Consider the following 17,044-nt stretch of genomic DNA (forward strand, 5'->3'; position numbering starts at 1 on the left):
GAAATACTCTGAAATAGACTAAACACAAAAGCTCGCCAATATTTTTAGCGAGCTTTTGCATACTGTGACTGAAAACTGATCACTGACCACTGCCAACTCCTATTTCCCCCATTCCGTATGGAAAATTCCCTCACGATCAGTTCGCTCGTAGGTATGTGATCCGAAGTGATCTCGCTGAGCTTGGATCAGGTTAAGTGGAAGTTTTGTAGAGGTATAGGCATCAAAATAACTCAATGCAGAAGATAGTCCCGGAACAGGAATTCCGTTTTTCGCAGCAAAAGCAACTACCTCACGAACTGCTGGCAAAGTACCTTGTACTTTAGGAACGAAAGAAGGAGAAAGCAGCAAATTTGGAATGGAATTATCCGCAGTGTAAGCTTCCGCGATATCGGCCAACAATCCGGCACGGATAATACAACCTGCTCTCCAGATCTTAGCAATGGTGGACATATCCAAATCGTATCCGTACTCCTTCGAAGCGTACATCAACTGATGCAAACCTTGTGCATAAGCGATGATAAAAGAGAAATAAAGCGCTTGTTCTGCCTGAGCGATCAACTCTTCTTTTGCGATATGCGCTACTTCAGGGCGGGAATACAATTCGTCCGCCTGGACTCTCTCGTCTTTCAACGCAGAAATCTCACGCATACTTACCGCCATATCGATGGTCGGAACAGGAATTCCCAAATCCATCGCATTCTGAGAAGTCCATTTCCCTGTTCCTTTTTGCTTGGCTTTATCTAGAATCATATCCACCAAATCAGCTGAAGTCAACTCATCTTTTTGTGTGAAAATTTCCGCAGTGATTTCTACTAAGAAAGATTGCAAACGGCCTTTGTTCCACGTGTCATAAACTTGGTGAAGTTCTTCATTCGATAGATCACAGGACTTTTTCAGCAGGTCATAGATCTCAGAAGTCAGCTGCATCATGGCGTATTCTATGCCGTTATGCACCATCTTGACATAATTTCCCGCTGATTTCGGGCCCAAGTAAGCGACGCATGGTTCGCCTTTGTATTTTGCAGAAACTGCTTCGAAAATTGGCTTCACATACTCGTAAGCTTCTTTGTCCCCACCTGGCATGATGCTAGGACCTTTTCTAGCACCCTCTGCTCCACCAGATACTCCAGAACCGAAGAAGTGAATTCCCTTCTCTTTCAAGTAAGCTTCTCTTCTGTCGGTATCGGTAAAGAATGAATTCCCTCCATCTATGATGATATCACCTTTGTTCAGAAGAGGCAAAATATTCTCAATCGCATGATCTACGATTTTCCCTGCCGGCACTAAAAGCATGATTTTCCGTGGAATAGACAAAGCCTGAATAAATGTTTTGACATCCGTGGTAGCTTTCACATTATCCATGCCCTCAGCCTCCACTTCCATAGCTTTCACCTGACCTTCGCTGAGGTCATATCCAAAAGCTGTGAAATTATTGTCAGCAACATTCAAAATAAAATTTCGCCCCATCACCCCAAGACCAACTAATCCAAAATCATACTTGCTGTACTCCATCGTTTCTATTTGTTGTTTTTCAAATTTTATTCTAAGCCCATACTGCTTGCAAGGTTAGAAATAAATATGCGTTATTTTTGCTTCTCTGCCTTCCAAAATTAATGGATTGACGGTTGGCATTGTAGTAAGATTGATAAATTTGTGCTCACCCAAAGTCGGGTTTTGATACAAAAACCTTAAAAATAAGTCCCTACCAATGAAAAAAACACAAAACCAGATGCTTATTATTTTTGGAGCATCAGGTGATTTGACTGCACGAAAACTGGTTCCGGCTATTTATAACCTGTACAAGGGTAAACACCTTCCTGAGAACTTCGTGGTTTTGGGAGCAAGTAGAAGCGCGATGACGGATGAGGAATTTCGTTTGAAAATTATTCAGGAAAGTAAATTCTTGATCGATAAAATCAGCAAGGAAGAAAAGGCTTACATAGCTGCTTTTGCTGAAAAAATGTTTTATGAAGATCTTGGCGATGCTTATGACAGCGAGTATAGTGGTCTAGCTAAAAGAATCAAAAAGCTGAATGATGAGAAAGGCTGTGAAGAGAATTATATCTTCTATCTCTCCACCCCTCCTAGCTTATATGAAGTTATCGCTAAGAATCTGTGCGAAGCGGGTCTTACGACGGAAGAAAATGGCTGGAAGAGAATCATCGTCGAGAAACCATTCGGATACAGTCTAGAGACGGCGAAGGAATTAAACGAAGGCTTGCATAAATATTTCAATGAGCAGCAAGTGTATAGAATCGACCACTATTTGGGCAAAGAAACTGTCCAGAATCTATTAGTAACTCGTTTTTCTAATTCGCTTTTCGAGCCTATATGGAATCGTCGATACATTCATCATGTGGAAATCACCAATGCTGAAACCGTAGGTGTAGAGAAGCGTGGAGGCTATTATGACAAGTCAGGGGCTCTTCGGGATATGTTTCAAAGTCATTTGCTACAGGTCGTATCACTCATCGTGATGGAGCCACCGATCAATTCGAGTGCGGAAGAAATCCGTGATGAGAAAGTGAAGGCGCTGAAGTCGCTTCGAATCATGGCTAGTGACAAAGAGCTATCCACGCATACGATGAAGGGACAATATGTCGCATCGACTATAGATGGTCAAAAAGTAAAAGGCTACCGAGAAGAAGATGGAGTTGATCCGGATTCTAAAACGGAGACTTTTGCCGCGGTTAAGTTTTTTGTGGACAACTGGCGTTGGAAGGATGTACCATTTTACGTGCGAACTGCGAAGTACATGCCTACCAAAGTAACTGAGGTGGTGATTCACTTTAAGTCTCCAGCACATGAGGTGTTCAAAAGTCAGGATGTGTACAAGAAAGACAACAAAATCATCATCCGAATTCAGCCTGATGAAGGGATCTTGATTAAGTTTGGGGTGAAAGTTCCTGGCTTGGGCTTCCATGTGGAGCAGGCAAATATGGATTTTTATTACTCGGATCTTGACTCGGCAGAAATCATGGATGCTTACGAAAGACTGCTCTTAGATGCGATGCAAGGCGATGCGACGCTTTATGCAAGAGCGGATGAGGTGGAAGCAGCTTGGAAATTCGTAGATCCTATTTTGAAATATTGGGAAAATGAAGATGTGCCTACCTACGGCTATGCGGCAGGAACTTGGGGACCAAGAAACTCAGACGACATGTTCGATGGACATTTCGGTTGGAGAAATCCCGGTAAGCGGTTGACTGACGAGACCGGATTCTGCATACTCTAACTTATTTTCCTTTCTTTAGTATCAGATATATCCGCTGTATCATCAGTAAAGAAGCAAAAGTAACCTATAAAAAATCAAACTTAAGAGTTGAGGCAGCTTCGGTTACCGGTTTTCACTCTTCCTATAGGATTGGCAAGGAATGCAAGGAGACTGGCATCATTGAGGATAATCAGAATTAGTAAGTAGTATAAATCTCTCACCAATGAATATTATTGTTTCCAATACCAAGGAAAGTCTGGCAGAAGAAGTTGCCTATCTATTAAAAGATATGTCCGATACAGGCGAAAAAATCCACGTGGCGCTGTCTGGTGGAAGCACCCCTAAAGTGATTTTCGATTACATCGCAAGAGAACTGAGCGAAGAGATATTTTGGGATAATATCAACTTTTATTGGGGAGATGAGCGCTGTGTTCCTCCCACTGATACAGAGAGTAACTATAAGATGACGGTGGATCATTTGCTTTCAAAAATCGATATGCCTGAAGAGAACATTTTCAGGATTCAGGGGGAAAATGACCCCGAAGAAGAAGCTATTCGCTATGGTAAGCTACTGAATGAAGAACTTCCTACAGCGAATGGGATTCCTCAATTTGACCTAGTCATGCTTGGGCTCGGCGACGATGGACATACCGTTTCTATTTTTCCAGACTCTATACAGCTATGGGATGCTAAAGCAAACTGTGTAGTGGCAACTCATCCTGAATCCGGCCAAAAAAGAGTAACCATCACAGGAAAGGTGGTCAACAACGCCAAAACAGTTGCATTCCTAGTCACTGGAGCTGCCAAGGCCGAAAAGGTCAAAGAAATCATCAAAAAGGAAAAAGACTTTGCCCTTTATCCTGCTCACCTAGTTCAGCCCTCAGATGGGGAATTGATCTGGTTTTTAGATGAGGAAGCAGCCCGAGGGATTAGCTGAAAAACCAGCTTTTGGTTTGATTAATTTCTTTTACCCCGTAGGATGAATTTTGATAAAAGGATCTTCATTTAGGCCAAGTCGAGATTCAAAAAAATATTTCAGCTCTACTCGATCATATTTTTACTGCCTGCAGACCAAGTGATGGATGAACTTCATTTTCTCCACCACGGCGTGACTCACCACGAAGGGATAGGCATCTGGAATCCCCATGGAGCGATTGAGGCTATTGATGGAAAATGAAATGGGAGCCCAAGCGTTGTAAATAGTAAGGAAGTCTTGAACGGTGTAAGGATCAAAATCAGCAGATCCTCCCAGTGCCATATTCTTCACCTTCGGACGTACAGCTATCCCAAAATAATAAGCAGTCTCGGTCATGTCCATGATGTGCAAGTAATGCGCCCAAGTCTCAGCCCAATCTTCCCAAGGATGAGAGGTGGCGTACTGACTGATACAGCTATCTTGCCAGTTTTCAGGAGCTCCATTTTGATAGTACGTTTTTAGCGAAGCAGCATAATCTGCTTGTTCATTTCCGAAAATAGCCCGAAAATCACCAAGTACTTTTTGGTCTCTATTAATTAGTCTATCCCAAAAGTAATGTCCTACTTCATGCCTAAAATGTCCAATAAGCGTTCGATAAGGCTCTGAAAGCTGCTTGCGCATCTGCTCTCGATGAACCGAATCTGCCTCGGAAAGTAGGATAGTCACTACACCATTGGCATGGCCAGTCATGATTTTGGAATCTCCCTGTCTGGCAATAAAATCAAAGCATAGTCCAATTTCAGGATTCGTCTCCTGCGGCAGTATTTCTAATCTAAGAGCAAGCAGTTGATAGACCAAGCGATGCTTGGCCACTTCTAGCTTTTGCCACTTCGAGAAATTCTCGGAATCACTTAGGTTGGGAATGGTCCGATTGAGCTCACAGGCAGGGCAAAACTCTCGATTATCTTCTGCAGGGATCAGCCAATTGCAAACTCCAAATTCCCGATTTTGGCAATACTTATATGCTATGCCTTTTCTGTCCGAAACTAAAGGATGTGTGTTAGGCTGAAAGGTCAACATCTCCGCACTGAGATGATCGTATCCTGTGAGGTGCCCACATTTCTCACAACTTAAGTTTTCGAAAAAAAGCGTGTGGGAGCAATTTCCGCATTCAAATAGTTTCATTTTTAGCCGACGGTTAGATGAAAGATAAGAAGAAGTTTCACACAGGTATCAGGCCAAATGGATGAATTCTATTTTTAAAAGCATTGTGAAAGCCTCTACCAGTGAAAACAGTATGATGTTAGGTTCAGTGACATAGGTAGTGAAGACATTTGTGTTTTTAACGATTACTCTGAGTTCTACCTATCCCAAATCCCCAGCTGGATTTGATGGATTAGCAATTAAAGTAGTTCATGTGCTGCTACATGTTATCCATATTTCTGTGAGAAATATTTCTGTCAATCCTGCTATAAGCACTTCTCCAGCCATTTTTGCGGGAGGAATCAAGTTAAAACAAGTGTGGTGGTTTTGGCTGGTGTTGGTTATAAATACCACTCCGCAAATGAATAAATTCTTAAAAAAGCTAATATTTGTGAATCGATAATTTCAAACTATTATTTAACCCTTATTAATATGAAGTATTTAAAGATTTTATCTCTAGTGTTGTTTTTTGCTCTAGTTGGTTCACTTGAAAGCCACGCGCAAGAGCTGGGTATTAGATTCGGAAACTTTGCCGGCAACAACGTCGCAATCGACGGAGTGTTTGAGTTAGGACAGTTCAGCAGAGTACATGCTGATGTTAGTTTTGGTAGTAACGGCGTAGGAATTGATGCTTTATGGGATTTCGTTTATAGACCTATTGGTTCTAGTGATTTCGATTATTACATCGGTGCAGGACCTTCCTTATTTTTAGGTGATCCTTTCGGATTGAGTGCAGCTGGAGAAATCGGTGTGGAATATGCTTTTCCTGATGTACCTCTTGCCATTGGATTTGACTGGAGACCTACCTTCAGGATTGTTGAAGACACGGACTTTTTTGTTGATGTCTTTGGATTAAACGTTCGATACGTTTTCGGAAGAGTAACTGGGAATTAAATCTCAAAAAACCATAATTTAGAGCAGGCCAAAACCTGCTCTTTTTTTATGCAGCTGATTGTAGAAGGACCACACATACTCGAAAAATTCCCTGGTAAAGGGGGATGGACTTACGTCAAAATCTCCGGAGAACTCATCACTACAGGCAAGGCCTTTGGTATGATGGAGATCTCCGGATCACTAGACAACATTACTTTTGAGAGTAAACATTTGATGCCTATGGGCAATGGTTATGTTTTTTTGCCTGTAGCCAAACCTATCCGAACAGCTCTAGGTAAAGAAGAAGGTGACGAGGTATTTATTAGATTTTTTAGAAAAGAAATCCCTAACATACTTCCGCAAGAACTAGTCGATTGCCTCAATGATGATCCAGGAAAGCTAGAGTTATTTGAAAAACTACCCAAAGAAAAGCAGCAACACTGGATCGAACACATCTATGAGACAGGAAATATCGAAGCCAGAACTGCCAGAATCATCCGATTACTCGCATCGCTCCAGCACTAGGATCAAAACTCCACAATGATTCCGACTGTGGGAAGAACAGTCCCTGCTGGATTTTCTAAGTAGCGCAAGAGATAGCGACTTGGATCTGATGGATCTACGAGGATATTTCCTTCCATATCCCGCTCAGGCACGAGCGAGGGTGGTTGCTCAGCCTTGAAATTGTAGGCATTTTGGATGTCTATGTACCAATTCAGATTCCATTTTTTGAAATAATATTTTTTATCCAATCTCAAATCGAGTTGATGAAAACCACCCAATCGAACTGCATTGATCTGAGTGTAATCTAGAATTGGCTGATTTCTCAAATCCCAATTCGAAATCAAACTGGACTCGTCATAATCAAAAGGAGTATAAGGCGTACCCCCTACAAAGCGCCATCTGGCTCCCAGTTCCCAATTGTTACCAAAACGTTTTCCGGCAGTGAGACTGACGATCACTCTGTTGTCCCATGAGCTAGCGATGTATCCGTCCGTATTCGGATTGGTAAACTCACTTCTAACCAGCGTAAGGGATGCGATTCCATAAAAGTTATTGAAAAGACGTTGCTGTGCCAAAAACTCCAAACCGTAGGCTCTGCCTTTAGAATTGGATTCTACGGGTTCATTACCAATCACTCCAAAATCAGCCCCCAAATTAGCTAATGAGATCCCATTTCTGATGGATGAGGGGTAATTGCTGTAGTATTTATAAAAAGCCTCCGCAGTAAATCTTCGGTTTTTGGAAGGAGACTGAACCTCAATCCCGGCGATCAATTGGGAATTGCGGATGAATTTCACATCATTATTCTGATTCACCAATTCCCCTCGCTCACGATATCCTAGCACGGTGTAAGGGGGCTTCTGGTAATAAATACCTGCGTTGGCGGTTAGGAAAAGATTGGATCGAAGCTGGTAAGAAGCTGAAAATCTCGGACTGATCTGATTTAGTGGATTTTGGGCTGATTTACCAAAATCCGACCCATCCATTCTAATTCCTCCCGTCAATAACAGTCTTTCGTCGAGTAGAGATTTACTTCCAGAGACAAATGCACCATAGGAATTAAAAAATGAAGTGGATCTTTCTATCACCGTCTCTCCCTGAGAAGCTAATGTAGCTCTGTCAAAATTCCGGATGTAATAGCGAGAGTATTCATAATTCCCCCCGTATTTCAATGTATAGCCATTCCCAAAAATGCTGTTTTCTGCTCGGAATTTATTCTCGGATTCTTGTGAGGTATAGTTGAAAAGCAAATTCTGTTCAGAACTTTCATCATTTCCTGCATACTTCACGGACTCATTATTCAGCATATTTCTACTGAGCACGAAAGTCCAAAACCCATTTTCTCGGAAGCGCTTTAATCGAAGTCCGGTCGTGTAATTCCATTGATTCTGAACAGGTAAGACACCAAGCAAATAGAGCCGATCATCTCGCTCATCCTCCGTCTCATTATCTGGTACGTCCTCATTCAGTACAAACTTATCTATAGCGCCTACACCTATGAAAGTCAGTTCTGTTTTATCATTGATCTTGGTAGTGGTCTTCAGTTGAAAATCATTGAACGTAGGCAAAAAAGGCAAACCAATTACTCTAAATAAACCCTGTAAATAAGAGCGGCGTGCCGAAAGTAGGTAGGTAGTCTTCTCTCCAATGGGACCTTCGTTGGAAAGTGTCAGTTCCGAAGCTCCAACTGTCAGCTGGGTAGCCATCTTATCCCGGCGACCTTCTTTGAGCTGAATCTCAAAAAAGGAACTAAGCGCATTCATCCGGTTAGCTGCAAAGCCACCAGCCACCAAGTCCATGCTTTTGATTAGATTCACATTCAATATCCCCACCGGACCGCCTGACGACCCTTGCGTAGCAAAGTGGTTAATCACCGGAACCTCTATATCATCTACGTAGAACTTATTCTCATTTGGCGCACCTCCACGGATCAAAATATCATTTCTAAAACTTGGGGTACTCGCCACTCCAGGCAATGCTTGAATTACTCTAGAGATATCTCGATTGCCACCAGGATACCGCTCAATTTCGTTAGCAGTCAGCTTTTTCACAGAAATGGGTGTTTCTTCGGATCTAGAAAACTCTGAATTCACCACCACTTCCGAAAGCTCGGACGCATCTTCTTCTAACTCGAAATCCAGTTGCACAGGACGGGCTAAGGTCACACTTATCTCGAAAGTTGTTTTGGGTTTGAACCCTACGAAGCTGGCCCGCACATTGTATAATCCCGTTGGTACATTATTTATTTCATACAAGCCGTTTTCGTTTGAAACTGCTCCTAGTTCTGTTCCCAGTACTAGCACATTAGCGAAAGCGACCGGCTGATTATTTACAGGATTGGTAATTTTCCCACGAATAATTCCTTGCGAAAAAGCATGGAAAGAACAGAACACAAGTGTTAAAAGAAGTATATACGATTTCATTAAAACAAAAGGGATTAAGAAGCAGATTCTTTCACACGCCACAGTCTCCACCACGGAGTTCCTGGAGAATCATGATGTTCGTAATGATAGCCAAAGAAATAACAAGTAATAAATGCCCAAAAGTGGTTTTTCGGCTGAGTAGATGAATGGTGTTTATTGAGATTCTCTCCTTTGTGCGGTATATAAGTACCAAAATAGAAAAGCTGAAATGTGGATAATACGGCAGGGAGCATCCAGAAAAGGATTAAGTTTTCCACAGGAAGGAAAAGCTTCAAAATATTAAAAGTAACCGCCATCAATATGAGCTGCCAGATGCTAACGTACTGTTTGATAAAGCTGAAATACCAAAGGAAGAAGTTGCCCGAGGCATGGTAATCAGGATCTTGGTCAGTGGCGACAAAGCGATGATGCTCATGATGCTTTGGGAAAAGCCTACTGTAGAAATTAAAGGAGAACAACAAAGCAGTGAACCATCCAAAAGCAGTATTTAGCGGTTTGTTAGAAGACACCAAGCCATGCATGGCATCGTGTGAGGTAATAAATAATCCTGTGTAAAGGTGCATTTGTACCAACACTCCCAAATAAACCAATGGATCTGTCCACCTAATCTGGTAATTCAATAAAAAAATCAAGCTAGTAAACCACAATCCTATAATAATCAATGCGATTAAAATTCCTTTCGGGTCAACTGGCAGACGTGCTTTTTCTGAATTCATAGGGACAAGTTGGGAATGTTTTCTCAAAAAGTCAGAATCCTTTCCTTCACTTGCTCCATTAACCACATCGGTGTAGAAGTGGCTCCGCAGATTCCTACGCGATCATTTTCAACAAACCAATCAGGTTCAATCTGATCAGAATTAGATACAAAGTAGGTATTGGCATTAGTATCCTTGCAGACATTGAAGAGCACTTTCCCATTAGAGGATTTGGTGCCACTGACAAAAACAATTTTGTCAAACTTGGTAGCAAAATCCCTTAGCTCTTTATCTCGGTTAGAAACCTGCCTGCATATCGTATCATTGGTATTGACTTCGATATCATTGTCCTTCAACACCTTATTGATTTCATAAAATTTGTCTGTGCTCTTGGTAGTCTGGCTGTAAAGCGTGATGTTTTTCGGGAGTTTATCCAAGTCCAACTCCGAAATATCCTGAAATACTACCGCTTCGTTATTGGTCTGACCCAGCAGACCAATAACTTCTGCATGGGCATGCTTTCCATAGATATAGATGGAGTCGCCCTTATCGAAGGAATTCTTGATCCTATGCTGTAGCTTCAACACTACTGGACAACTGGCATCGATCAAAGTCAGGTTATTTTTGATTGCTAATTCATACGTAGAAGGAGGCTCGCCATGAGCACGTATCAGTACTTTTTCATCCTGCAAATCCTTCAAAACTTCATGGTCAATAATTCTCAGACCCTTTCTTTTGAGTCGATTGACCTCCTCATCGTTATGAACGATATCTCCAAGGCAATACAAATATCCATCTTCCTCTAGCATGTCTTCTGCCATTTCTATGGCATAGACTACCCCAAAGCAAAACCCAGAGTGGGTATCAATATGAACGTGAAGATTCTTCATAAGCTGATAACCTGAAGCCTGTTGAATTGTTTTCTAATTACTAAATATCCTGATTTTGACTCATTTAATGCACCGAAAACCCAATATACATTCATATCCGTCAATTGACAGCTAATTTTAAAACCTGACAGATCAACAAGTGTAGAAAGAGATTTTTGAGAATTTTGAGCCTGAGTAGTTTCATTTCCACTTACTGAAACGGACTTCCTGCAATTTGTGAATGTCAATAGGTCACCACGATTATCGTCCGCTACCTGAATTAGATTTTGAAGAATTACTTTTTGAAAAAAACTTAACGTGTAATCCGTAGGAGAAAAAAAGGATAGAAGAACTTCACGAAGAGTTAAGAGGATTTTACTGGCAGATCTGAAGTCAATCCCAGATAAAGTAGGGAGGAGCAAAAATCTTATGAAAAGTACTCTGCCAGTAGGTGGATGCTTTTCCATAATCAACTTAATCCTAGTTTGCTTCCAAAATAGGTTCCAATTAACAGAGAGAATTTCTGAGAATTGGGGATTCGGATTCGCTCATGCGTAATCGTATCAGCTGAAAGCCCCTTGATTTTGTCAAACAACTTTTGGTAATAAAGGTAAGCTACTTTTACCCCAAGTTTAGCTCCCTCAGGAAGTTGTTTGATTCCTATTAAAGATTCGTCAAAATCATGCTGAATGTCTTGCTCGATAAGAACTTTTTTAGATTTATCAAACTCTTCAAAAGAAACCCCAGGGAAATACACTCTGCCTCGCTCCTCAAAATCGCTTTTGATATCTCGTAGAAAATTGACTTTCTGGAAGGCCGAACCCAACATTTGAGCCGGCTTTTTCAACCGCTGGAACATCCCATCATCTCCTGCCACGAACACTCTCAGACACATCAAACCCACCACCTCGGCAGATCCATAGATGTATTCTGCATAACGGCTATCGTCATACGTGCTAAAATCCAGATCCATAGCCATGCTTTTGAAAAACGCCTCAATAAACTCAAGGTCTATAGCATACTTGTTTACCATCAACTGAAAACCATGCAACACAGGGTTCAGCGATAGTTTGGTTTCTATTGCTTTGTAGGTTTCTAATCTAAATTCTGCTAGGAGCTCAGCTTTGTTGTGCTCGTGAAAAGTATCAACGATTTCATCTGCGTAGCGCACAAAACCATAAATTGCATAGATCGGCGCATGGAATTTTTTGTCCAGTGTTTGGATACCCAGCGTGAAGCTGGTGCTGTAGCGCTGGGTGATCAGCTTACCACAATCCAGACTTGTTTGGTCATATAACCCCTTTGCATCCATAAGTTTTAATATACTATAATCTTAAGAAATTTCCTTAATTACTTCATTGGCAACAACATATCCCGAAATAAGCGAAGGAGGTACTCCTGGGCCTGGAACTGTCAACTGTCCCGTATAGAACAGGTTACTCACTTTTTTATTTTTCAATGAGGGTTTTAAAATCGCTGTTTGCTTCAATGTGTTTGCCAATCCATAAGCATTCCCTTTGAATGCATGATAATCGGACTTGAAATCAGAGTGGGCATAGGACCTTTTATATACCACATGAGAGCGAATCTCTTGACCGGAAAGCTTTTCCAATCTATCCATGATCATCCCATAATACTTCTCTCTAATCTCCTCTGAATCCTCCAAATCCGGTGCAAGTGGAATGAGCAAAAATAAATTTTCCATTCCTTCCGGAGCTACTGTTGAGTCAGTGACAGAGGGTACACAAGCATAGAACAAAGGAGCTTCAGGCCATCGGGGATGGGAGTAGATCGCATCTGCATGAGGTCCCAAAGGTTCATCAAAAAACAAATTATGATGCAGCAAATTAGCTAATTTCTTATCGACACCTAAGTAAAAAAGCAAGCTTGAAGGTGCCAGAACGCGCTTGTCCCAGTAGTCCTCACTATAATTGCTGTACTTTGGATTGATCAAATGCCTATCTACGTGGTGATAATCTGCCCCAGCAATGACTACATCCGCAGTGATTCTTTCACCAGAAATTAACCTAACTCCCTTTGCTTTTCCTTGTTCGATTTCGATTTCTTCTACCTCAGCATTACATCGGATTTTCACACCCTTTTCTTGAGCGAGCTCTACCATACCCGAGATGATCTCGAACATACCGCCCTTGGGATACCAAGTGCCCAAGGCTATATCTGCATAGTTCATCAAGCTATACAAAGCAGGAATGTTTTCGGCCGTTTCCCCAAGGAAAAGAACCGGAAACTCCATCAATCGGATTATTTTATCAGACTTGAAGAATTTGCGAACATGAGCTGACATAGACTGAAAAACATCCATGCGTAGTACATCCTTCAGCAGTCCCAATGAAGCAAACTCCATCAGAGATCGACTAGGCTTCTTGACCAGGTCATTTATTCCTACCTCATATTTGTATTTGGCTTGCGCCAAAAAGTCATCCAATTGAGAGGCTGCCCCTGGTTCTATTCGTTCTAGCATAGCCTTGAATTCATCCAGATTAGCAGGAATATTCAAAACTTCATCCTTCCCATAAATCACCGCATAGGATGGATCCAAGCGAATTAGGTCATAATAGTCAGATGGTTTTTTGCCAAAGTGGGAGAAATAGTCTTCAAAAACATCGGGCATCCAATACCAACTGGGCCCCATGTCGAAAGTAAAACCATCCTTGGTAAATTTTCTCGCTCTTCCTCCAGGAGATTCATTTTTCTCCAAAAGTGTAACTGAGTAATTATTGGCAGCGAGATGTGTAGCAGCAGATAGTCCTGCAAACCCAGATCCTATTACTACCGCATGCTTTTGATTCATTTTATTAATTTACGTGCTTGTAAACACTCAAATCATCTTTGAGGTACTTTCTCGCAATATGAATTCTATTTTTTACCGTTCCAATAGGAATATTAAGACGCTCAGCGATCTCATGATACTTAAATCCTCTGTAATATAGTAGAAACGGCGCACTGAATATCTCATCTAGCCTATCAATAGCACTGTATATATCTTCTATCGCAAAATCTCCATAAGCAGAATTTTCAATTAGACTTCCACTAGAATTGATGAAGTGAAGATTGTCTGTAGTATCTACAAAGGTTGCTCTTCTTACCATCTTCTGGTAGTTGGTAATAAAAGTATTCTTCATAATGGTATAAAGCCAAGCCTTCAGATTGGTGCCTTCGGCAAATTTATCCTGATTGGTATAAGCTTTTACCATGGTGTCCTGAAGCAAATCATTCGCATCATCCTGATCTCTTGTCAACTTCATTGCAAATGGCTTCAGAACACTGGAGAGCTGGTTTAGTGAGTAACTGAATTCTAGTGTGGTCATGATCTAGTGATTTTGTTTAAACAAACTTACATATGGTTAAACGGAAAAACAAAAATTTGTTTAACTTTTTTTCACTATTGATAAACAGAATATCTACAAAATGTATCAGTAACGGCCTAATAAGACTTTTTTAGCACTTTTAGGGCATAAAAAAAGTATTCCGAAGAATACTTTTGTTTAAATTAAATCAATAAAGTCTAAACATTAAGCACTTCCATTTGAACCAAAATGTTCTTGATTTCCTTTGCATAGGTCAACAAACTCACATTGGAAGGAATAGAAAGAGATTCATCCAATACCTGAAGACCAGAGATGAAAATTTCCGAGTTTGCAAACTCTCTTGAAAGGAAGTCTAGGTACCCTTGGATTTTGTCCCCAGAAGGTGAGGTAGTAATAACGGTCAGTAGGTAATCAGGTTTGTGCATAGAATACACGGCAATCAGATCTTGCTTTGGAGTGCTTTGTCCTAAGTAGATGACCTTATGCCCATGCTTTTTGATAAGGTAAGAGCTGAACAATAATGAAATCTCGTGGAGTTCACCTTCTGGCAGAAATAACATAAAGGTCTTTCCATAGGAAGTCCCCACTTGTCCATCTATGGCTACTATGAGTTTCTGACGTATAAGGTTAGAGATAAAATGTTCCTGTGCTGGACTAATCGAGCCTGTTTGCCAGAGGATTCCGATCTTATTGAGAAGGGGATACACAACTTTGAGTATAGTATCCTCAAATCCAAGCTTGATGATATTGGTAGAAAGTACCTTTTCAAAACGGTCCTCATCCATTTCTATCATACAGATGGTCAGGGCTTGGATCTGATCGTTATGATCCATAGACTGGTCGGTGAGTTTGATTATTTCCTGAGAAATATTCTCACTGCTCATCGCAGCAATCTTACTGATTTTCATCCCATTGGCATTCAAGATAGCCACATTGAGGATCAATTTCAGATCGCTATCGTCATAATAACGAATATTTGTATCTGTCCTTTTGGGACTTAGGAGGCTATACCTTTGCTCCCAGATTCTCAGTGTATGCGCTTTGATACCAGACAGTTGCTCTAGGTCTTTTATTGAATAGTTACTCACTTTTCGATGTTTTTAAAATATTTCTTTGGTACCCAAAACAGCCCAAAGGATACTGCTCCCTCTTTCCTTCTACTCTGATGATGCGCTTGATGGGCTTTAAAAATACCCTTTAAAAAATTCCCTCTTGGGCGATCCATCCATTTCACTCTGCGATGAATCAACACATCGTGAAGAAAAAAATAAAGCATCCCATAGACACTGATTCCAATTCCCATCCAAAATCTATAGTCTAATTCCTCTACTCCCAAGAAAATCAATACTAGTGAAATGCTTCCAAACAGGAGTGAAAATAGATCATTCAATTCGAAAAAAGAATCTGAATGCTCGTGATGGGTTTTGTGAATCATCCACAGAGGCCCGTGCATCAAATATTTATGAATAGCCCAACCAGACAATTCCATCAAGACAAAACCCAAAATGGTAAATCCAATCGCTTCAATCATTAGAGACACAACTTACGCTGTTTGTTTATTGTTTAAGATAATTTTGTTAAGCTATCATTTTCAGAGCAAATCACAGCTCAAGGGTGAAGTTAAGTACAGTGAAGAATAGAATCATCGAAACGAGTACCCATACTGCCAAAGGATTATCTCGATCAAAATTCGTCTTTCTATAAATCAGGTGTATCAAAAACGCAACACCAAACCAAGCAAAATAATTTTCCGCAGGAATAATATCCAACTTCCAATACCACATATCCAACGCCACAGCCACCGGCTCCATGATATAATCTATGACAGTCATGGCGGTGGCTCCCAGCAAAGCAGCATAGTAGTCGTTGGATGTGACCTTATAGAAAGCCGCTCCGGTCAAGTAAACCAAAATAAACCAATTCACACCAATGAGTATAGGCACTTCCCAGAGCATGGGGCCCAAAGTAGGTCCATACACGTAATCGCCAAATAAATACCCCGTGTGAATACCAATCAACTCTGCTCCAAATCCTATCCAGAATGCGGCGGCGGCAAAGATCGGAAAGGAATCAGTCCAACCCCGATGAAATCCTAGCAGCAAGCCTAACGTGAGCAGGAGTTGACCTGGAGTAAGCATCAGAAAGTACTCCCGAAATTGCGGTAAACTCAATCCAACCGCTCCAAAGAAGTACAAGGCCACCACCAGAATCTTCGCAATAATCAATCGCCTATTTTGAACTAGTGGGGGAGCTTGAGCTATTTTGTGCATAATTCGGGGAGCTTTGGGTGAAGTAATTCAGATTTTCGGGTTTGGATCCCTAACTTTGAAAGTTCAAATCTGTTTGCAAAAAAACTAAATTCCCGCCAAAATTCCCCGATATGATTCTTTACAACATCACTTTTACGGTTTCAAATGAGATAGAAGAAGACTTTGTCCAGTGGATGAAAGGCACGCACATTCCGGATATTTTCGCCACAGGACTATTTGTAGAGCATAAGTTTTTCCGCCTGCTGAATAGCCCTGATGACAGCGTTACGAACTATTCTGTTCAGTTTTTTGCAGAAGATACCAAGAAGCTTATCGAGTATGAAAGTAGATTTGCACAACAATTGCGCTTTGAGACCCAAGCGAGGTATGGCGAAAAGGCAATGCCATTCAGAACATTGATGGAGTCGGTGGGGTAGAGAGGCAGCTATTTCTTTGAATAAAAGGAGATTTTTAAGAATAGTAATTGGAAAGGTATCCCAACTAGTTTCGCCCCATTCGGGGCTTTCAAGTACATTTTTTCGTTAATACCCCCGGCTTCGCCGAGGGTCATGAATAGTTTCAATCCTTCGGATCTTTTTCGGAAGAAAATATAAACTTAGACTCGGAGAATAGCTCCAAAGGAGCGCTACGATTCATAACCCCGTACGCAGTGAGAGGTAACAGACATGTTGATTTTCCTAAGCCCCGAATGGGGCGAGACAAGTGAGTTTCGCCTTTTCAGGGTTTCCATGTCTGGTAAATTCTACGT

General features: G+C 41.2%; 17 protein-coding genes. 5 read left to right on the forward strand and 12 right to left on the reverse strand.

Annotated elements, in window-relative coordinates; genetic code table 11:
- Nucleotides 1–99 precede the first annotated feature (99 nt).
- Nucleotides 100–1,512 carry an NADP-dependent phosphogluconate dehydrogenase gene (gene gndA, locus ABJH64_RS06325; RefSeq protein WP_348275294.1) on the reverse strand — a complete coding sequence of 471 codons (1,413 nt, stop codon included), beginning with the start codon at nucleotides 1,510–1,512 and terminating at the stop codon, nucleotides 100–102.
- A 196-nt stretch (nucleotides 1,513–1,708) separates the two neighbouring features.
- Between gndA and zwf the strand changes: the two genes are divergently transcribed.
- Together zwf and pgl are read left to right on the forward strand one after the other, a co-directional pair.
- Nucleotides 1,709–3,235, forward strand: coding sequence for a glucose-6-phosphate dehydrogenase (gene zwf, locus ABJH64_RS06330; RefSeq protein ID WP_348275293.1), 1,527 nt, complete (start codon nucleotides 1,709–1,711; stop codon nucleotides 3,233–3,235).
- Nucleotides 3,236–3,437: 202 nt separating this feature from the next.
- A complete protein-coding gene (gene pgl, locus ABJH64_RS06335) occupies nucleotides 3,438–4,151 on the forward strand; it encodes a 6-phosphogluconolactonase (protein ID WP_348275292.1) in 714 nt (237 codons plus the stop codon).
- A 120-nt stretch (nucleotides 4,152–4,271) separates the two neighbouring features.
- On the opposite strand, the gene ABJH64_RS06340 is transcribed toward pgl, so the two are convergent.
- Nucleotides 4,272–5,315 carry a putative zinc-binding peptidase gene (locus tag ABJH64_RS06340; RefSeq protein ID WP_348275291.1) on the reverse strand — a complete coding sequence of 348 codons (1,044 nt, stop codon included), beginning with the start codon at nucleotides 5,313–5,315 and terminating at the stop codon, nucleotides 4,272–4,274.
- 450 nt (nucleotides 5,316–5,765) lie between these two features.
- Here ABJH64_RS06340 and ABJH64_RS06345 point away from each other — a divergent pair, with 450 nt between their 5' ends.
- A complete protein-coding gene (locus tag ABJH64_RS06345; protein WP_348275289.1) occupies nucleotides 5,766–6,227 on the forward strand; it encodes an outer membrane insertion C- signal in 462 nt (153 codons plus the stop codon).
- Nucleotides 6,228–6,275: 48 nt separating this feature from the next.
- Nucleotides 6,276–6,731: a YdeI/OmpD-associated family protein gene (locus ABJH64_RS06350; RefSeq protein ID WP_348275288.1), complete on the forward strand. Its 456-nt coding sequence runs from the start codon at nucleotides 6,276–6,278 to the stop codon at nucleotides 6,729–6,731.
- 2 nt (nucleotides 6,732–6,733) lie between these two features.
- Here ABJH64_RS06350 and ABJH64_RS06355 read toward each other — a convergent pair whose 3' ends face one another.
- The 10 genes from ABJH64_RS06355 to ABJH64_RS06400 form a co-directional block, all read right to left on the reverse strand.
- A complete protein-coding gene (locus tag ABJH64_RS06355) occupies nucleotides 6,734–9,133 on the reverse strand; it encodes a TonB-dependent receptor (protein WP_348275287.1) in 2,400 nt (799 codons plus the stop codon).
- 14 nt (nucleotides 9,134–9,147) lie between these two features.
- On the reverse strand, nucleotides 9,148–9,849 hold the full coding sequence (locus tag ABJH64_RS06360) for a fatty acid desaturase (RefSeq protein ID WP_348275286.1): 702 nt from the start codon (nucleotides 9,847–9,849) through the stop codon (nucleotides 9,148–9,150).
- Nucleotides 9,850–9,872: 23 nt separating this feature from the next.
- Nucleotides 9,873–10,718, reverse strand: coding sequence for a 4-hydroxy-3-methylbut-2-enyl diphosphate reductase (locus ABJH64_RS06365; protein WP_348275285.1), 846 nt, complete (start codon nucleotides 10,716–10,718; stop codon nucleotides 9,873–9,875).
- Nucleotides 10,715–11,164: a hypothetical protein gene (locus ABJH64_RS06370; RefSeq protein ID WP_348275284.1), complete on the reverse strand. Its 450-nt coding sequence runs from the start codon at nucleotides 11,162–11,164 to the stop codon at nucleotides 10,715–10,717. Before ABJH64_RS06370 ends, ABJH64_RS06365 begins: the two co-directional genes overlap by 4 nt.
- A 2-nt stretch (nucleotides 11,165–11,166) precedes the next feature.
- Nucleotides 11,167–12,009 carry a phytoene/squalene synthase family protein gene (locus tag ABJH64_RS06375; protein ID WP_348275283.1) on the reverse strand — a complete coding sequence of 281 codons (843 nt, stop codon included), beginning with the start codon at nucleotides 12,007–12,009 and terminating at the stop codon, nucleotides 11,167–11,169.
- A 21-nt stretch (nucleotides 12,010–12,030) separates the two neighbouring features.
- Nucleotides 12,031–13,509 (reverse strand): phytoene desaturase family protein, encoded by a 1,479-nt coding sequence (gene crtI, locus ABJH64_RS06380; protein WP_348275282.1) that lies wholly within the window; start codon nucleotides 13,507–13,509, stop codon nucleotides 12,031–12,033.
- A gap of 4 nt (nucleotides 13,510–13,513) precedes the next feature.
- Complete coding sequence (locus ABJH64_RS06385; protein ID WP_348275281.1) at nucleotides 13,514–14,026, reverse strand: RNA polymerase sigma factor; 513 nt, start codon at nucleotides 14,024–14,026, stop codon at nucleotides 13,514–13,516.
- A 197-nt stretch (nucleotides 14,027–14,223) separates the two neighbouring features.
- Nucleotides 14,224–15,114, reverse strand: a complete 891-nt coding sequence (locus ABJH64_RS06390) for a MerR family transcriptional regulator (RefSeq protein WP_348275280.1) — start codon at nucleotides 15,112–15,114, stop codon at nucleotides 14,224–14,226.
- Nucleotides 15,111–15,557 carry a sterol desaturase family protein gene (locus ABJH64_RS06395; protein WP_348275279.1) on the reverse strand — a complete coding sequence of 149 codons (447 nt, stop codon included), beginning with the start codon at nucleotides 15,555–15,557 and terminating at the stop codon, nucleotides 15,111–15,113. The genes ABJH64_RS06390 and ABJH64_RS06395 overlap by 4 nt, the downstream gene beginning before the upstream one ends.
- A 70-nt stretch (nucleotides 15,558–15,627) precedes the next feature.
- Entirely contained in the window at nucleotides 15,628–16,296 is a 669-nt protein-coding gene (locus ABJH64_RS06400) for a carotenoid biosynthesis protein (RefSeq protein ID WP_348275278.1), read from the reverse strand.
- 110 nt (nucleotides 16,297–16,406) lie between these two features.
- On the opposite strand from ABJH64_RS06400, the gene ABJH64_RS06405 reads away from it, so the two are divergent.
- The gene (locus ABJH64_RS06405) at nucleotides 16,407–16,712 is read left to right on the forward strand and encodes a DUF4286 family protein (RefSeq protein ID WP_348275277.1); all 306 of its coding nucleotides are present in this window, start codon (nucleotides 16,407–16,409) and stop codon (nucleotides 16,710–16,712) included.
- Nucleotides 16,713–17,044: the final 332 nt, after the last annotated feature.

This window comes from Algoriphagus sp. (genome assembly GCF_039969895.1).
GTDB lineage: Bacteria > Bacteroidota > Bacteroidia > Cytophagales > Cyclobacteriaceae > Algoriphagus.

What these genes read in the sequence shown, in the direction of transcription:
- gndA (WP_348275294.1), bottom strand. Translation starts at nt 1,512, where the DNA reads ATGGAGTACAGCAAGTATGATTTTGGATTAGTTGGTCTTGGGGTGATG.
- zwf (WP_348275293.1), top strand. Translation starts at nt 1,709, where the DNA reads ATGAAAAAAACACAAAACCAGATGCTTATTATTTTTGGAGCATCAGGT.
- pgl (WP_348275292.1), top strand. Translation starts at nt 3,438, where the DNA reads ATGAATATTATTGTTTCCAATACCAAGGAAAGTCTGGCAGAAGAAGTT.
- ABJH64_RS06340 (WP_348275291.1), bottom strand. Translation starts at nt 5,315, where the DNA reads ATGAAACTATTTGAATGCGGAAATTGCTCCCACACGCTTTTTTTCGAA.
- ABJH64_RS06345 (WP_348275289.1), top strand. Translation starts at nt 5,766, where the DNA reads ATGAAGTATTTAAAGATTTTATCTCTAGTGTTGTTTTTTGCTCTAGTT.
- ABJH64_RS06350 (WP_348275288.1), top strand. Translation starts at nt 6,276, where the DNA reads ATGCAGCTGATTGTAGAAGGACCACACATACTCGAAAAATTCCCTGGT.
- ABJH64_RS06355 (WP_348275287.1), bottom strand. Translation starts at nt 9,133, where the DNA reads ATGAAATCGTATATACTTCTTTTAACACTTGTGTTCTGTTCTTTCCAT.
- ABJH64_RS06360 (WP_348275286.1), bottom strand. Translation starts at nt 9,849, where the DNA reads ATGAATTCAGAAAAAGCACGTCTGCCAGTTGACCCGAAAGGAATTTTA.
- ABJH64_RS06365 (WP_348275285.1), bottom strand. Translation starts at nt 10,718, where the DNA reads ATGAAGAATCTTCACGTTCATATTGATACCCACTCTGGGTTTTGCTTT.
- ABJH64_RS06370 (WP_348275284.1), bottom strand. Translation starts at nt 11,164, where the DNA reads ATGGAAAAGCATCCACCTACTGGCAGAGTACTTTTCATAAGATTTTTG.
- ABJH64_RS06375 (WP_348275283.1), bottom strand. Translation starts at nt 12,009, where the DNA reads ATGGATGCAAAGGGGTTATATGACCAAACAAGTCTGGATTGTGGTAAG.
- crtI (WP_348275282.1), bottom strand. Translation starts at nt 13,509, where the DNA reads ATGAATCAAAAGCATGCGGTAGTAATAGGATCTGGGTTTGCAGGACTA.
- ABJH64_RS06385 (WP_348275281.1), bottom strand. Translation starts at nt 14,026, where the DNA reads ATGACCACACTAGAATTCAGTTACTCACTAAACCAGCTCTCCAGTGTT.
- ABJH64_RS06395 (WP_348275279.1), bottom strand. Translation starts at nt 15,557, where the DNA reads ATGATTGAAGCGATTGGATTTACCATTTTGGGTTTTGTCTTGATGGAA.
- ABJH64_RS06400 (WP_348275278.1), bottom strand. Translation starts at nt 16,296, where the DNA reads ATGCACAAAATAGCTCAAGCTCCCCCACTAGTTCAAAATAGGCGATTG.
- ABJH64_RS06405 (WP_348275277.1), top strand. Translation starts at nt 16,407, where the DNA reads ATGATTCTTTACAACATCACTTTTACGGTTTCAAATGAGATAGAAGAA.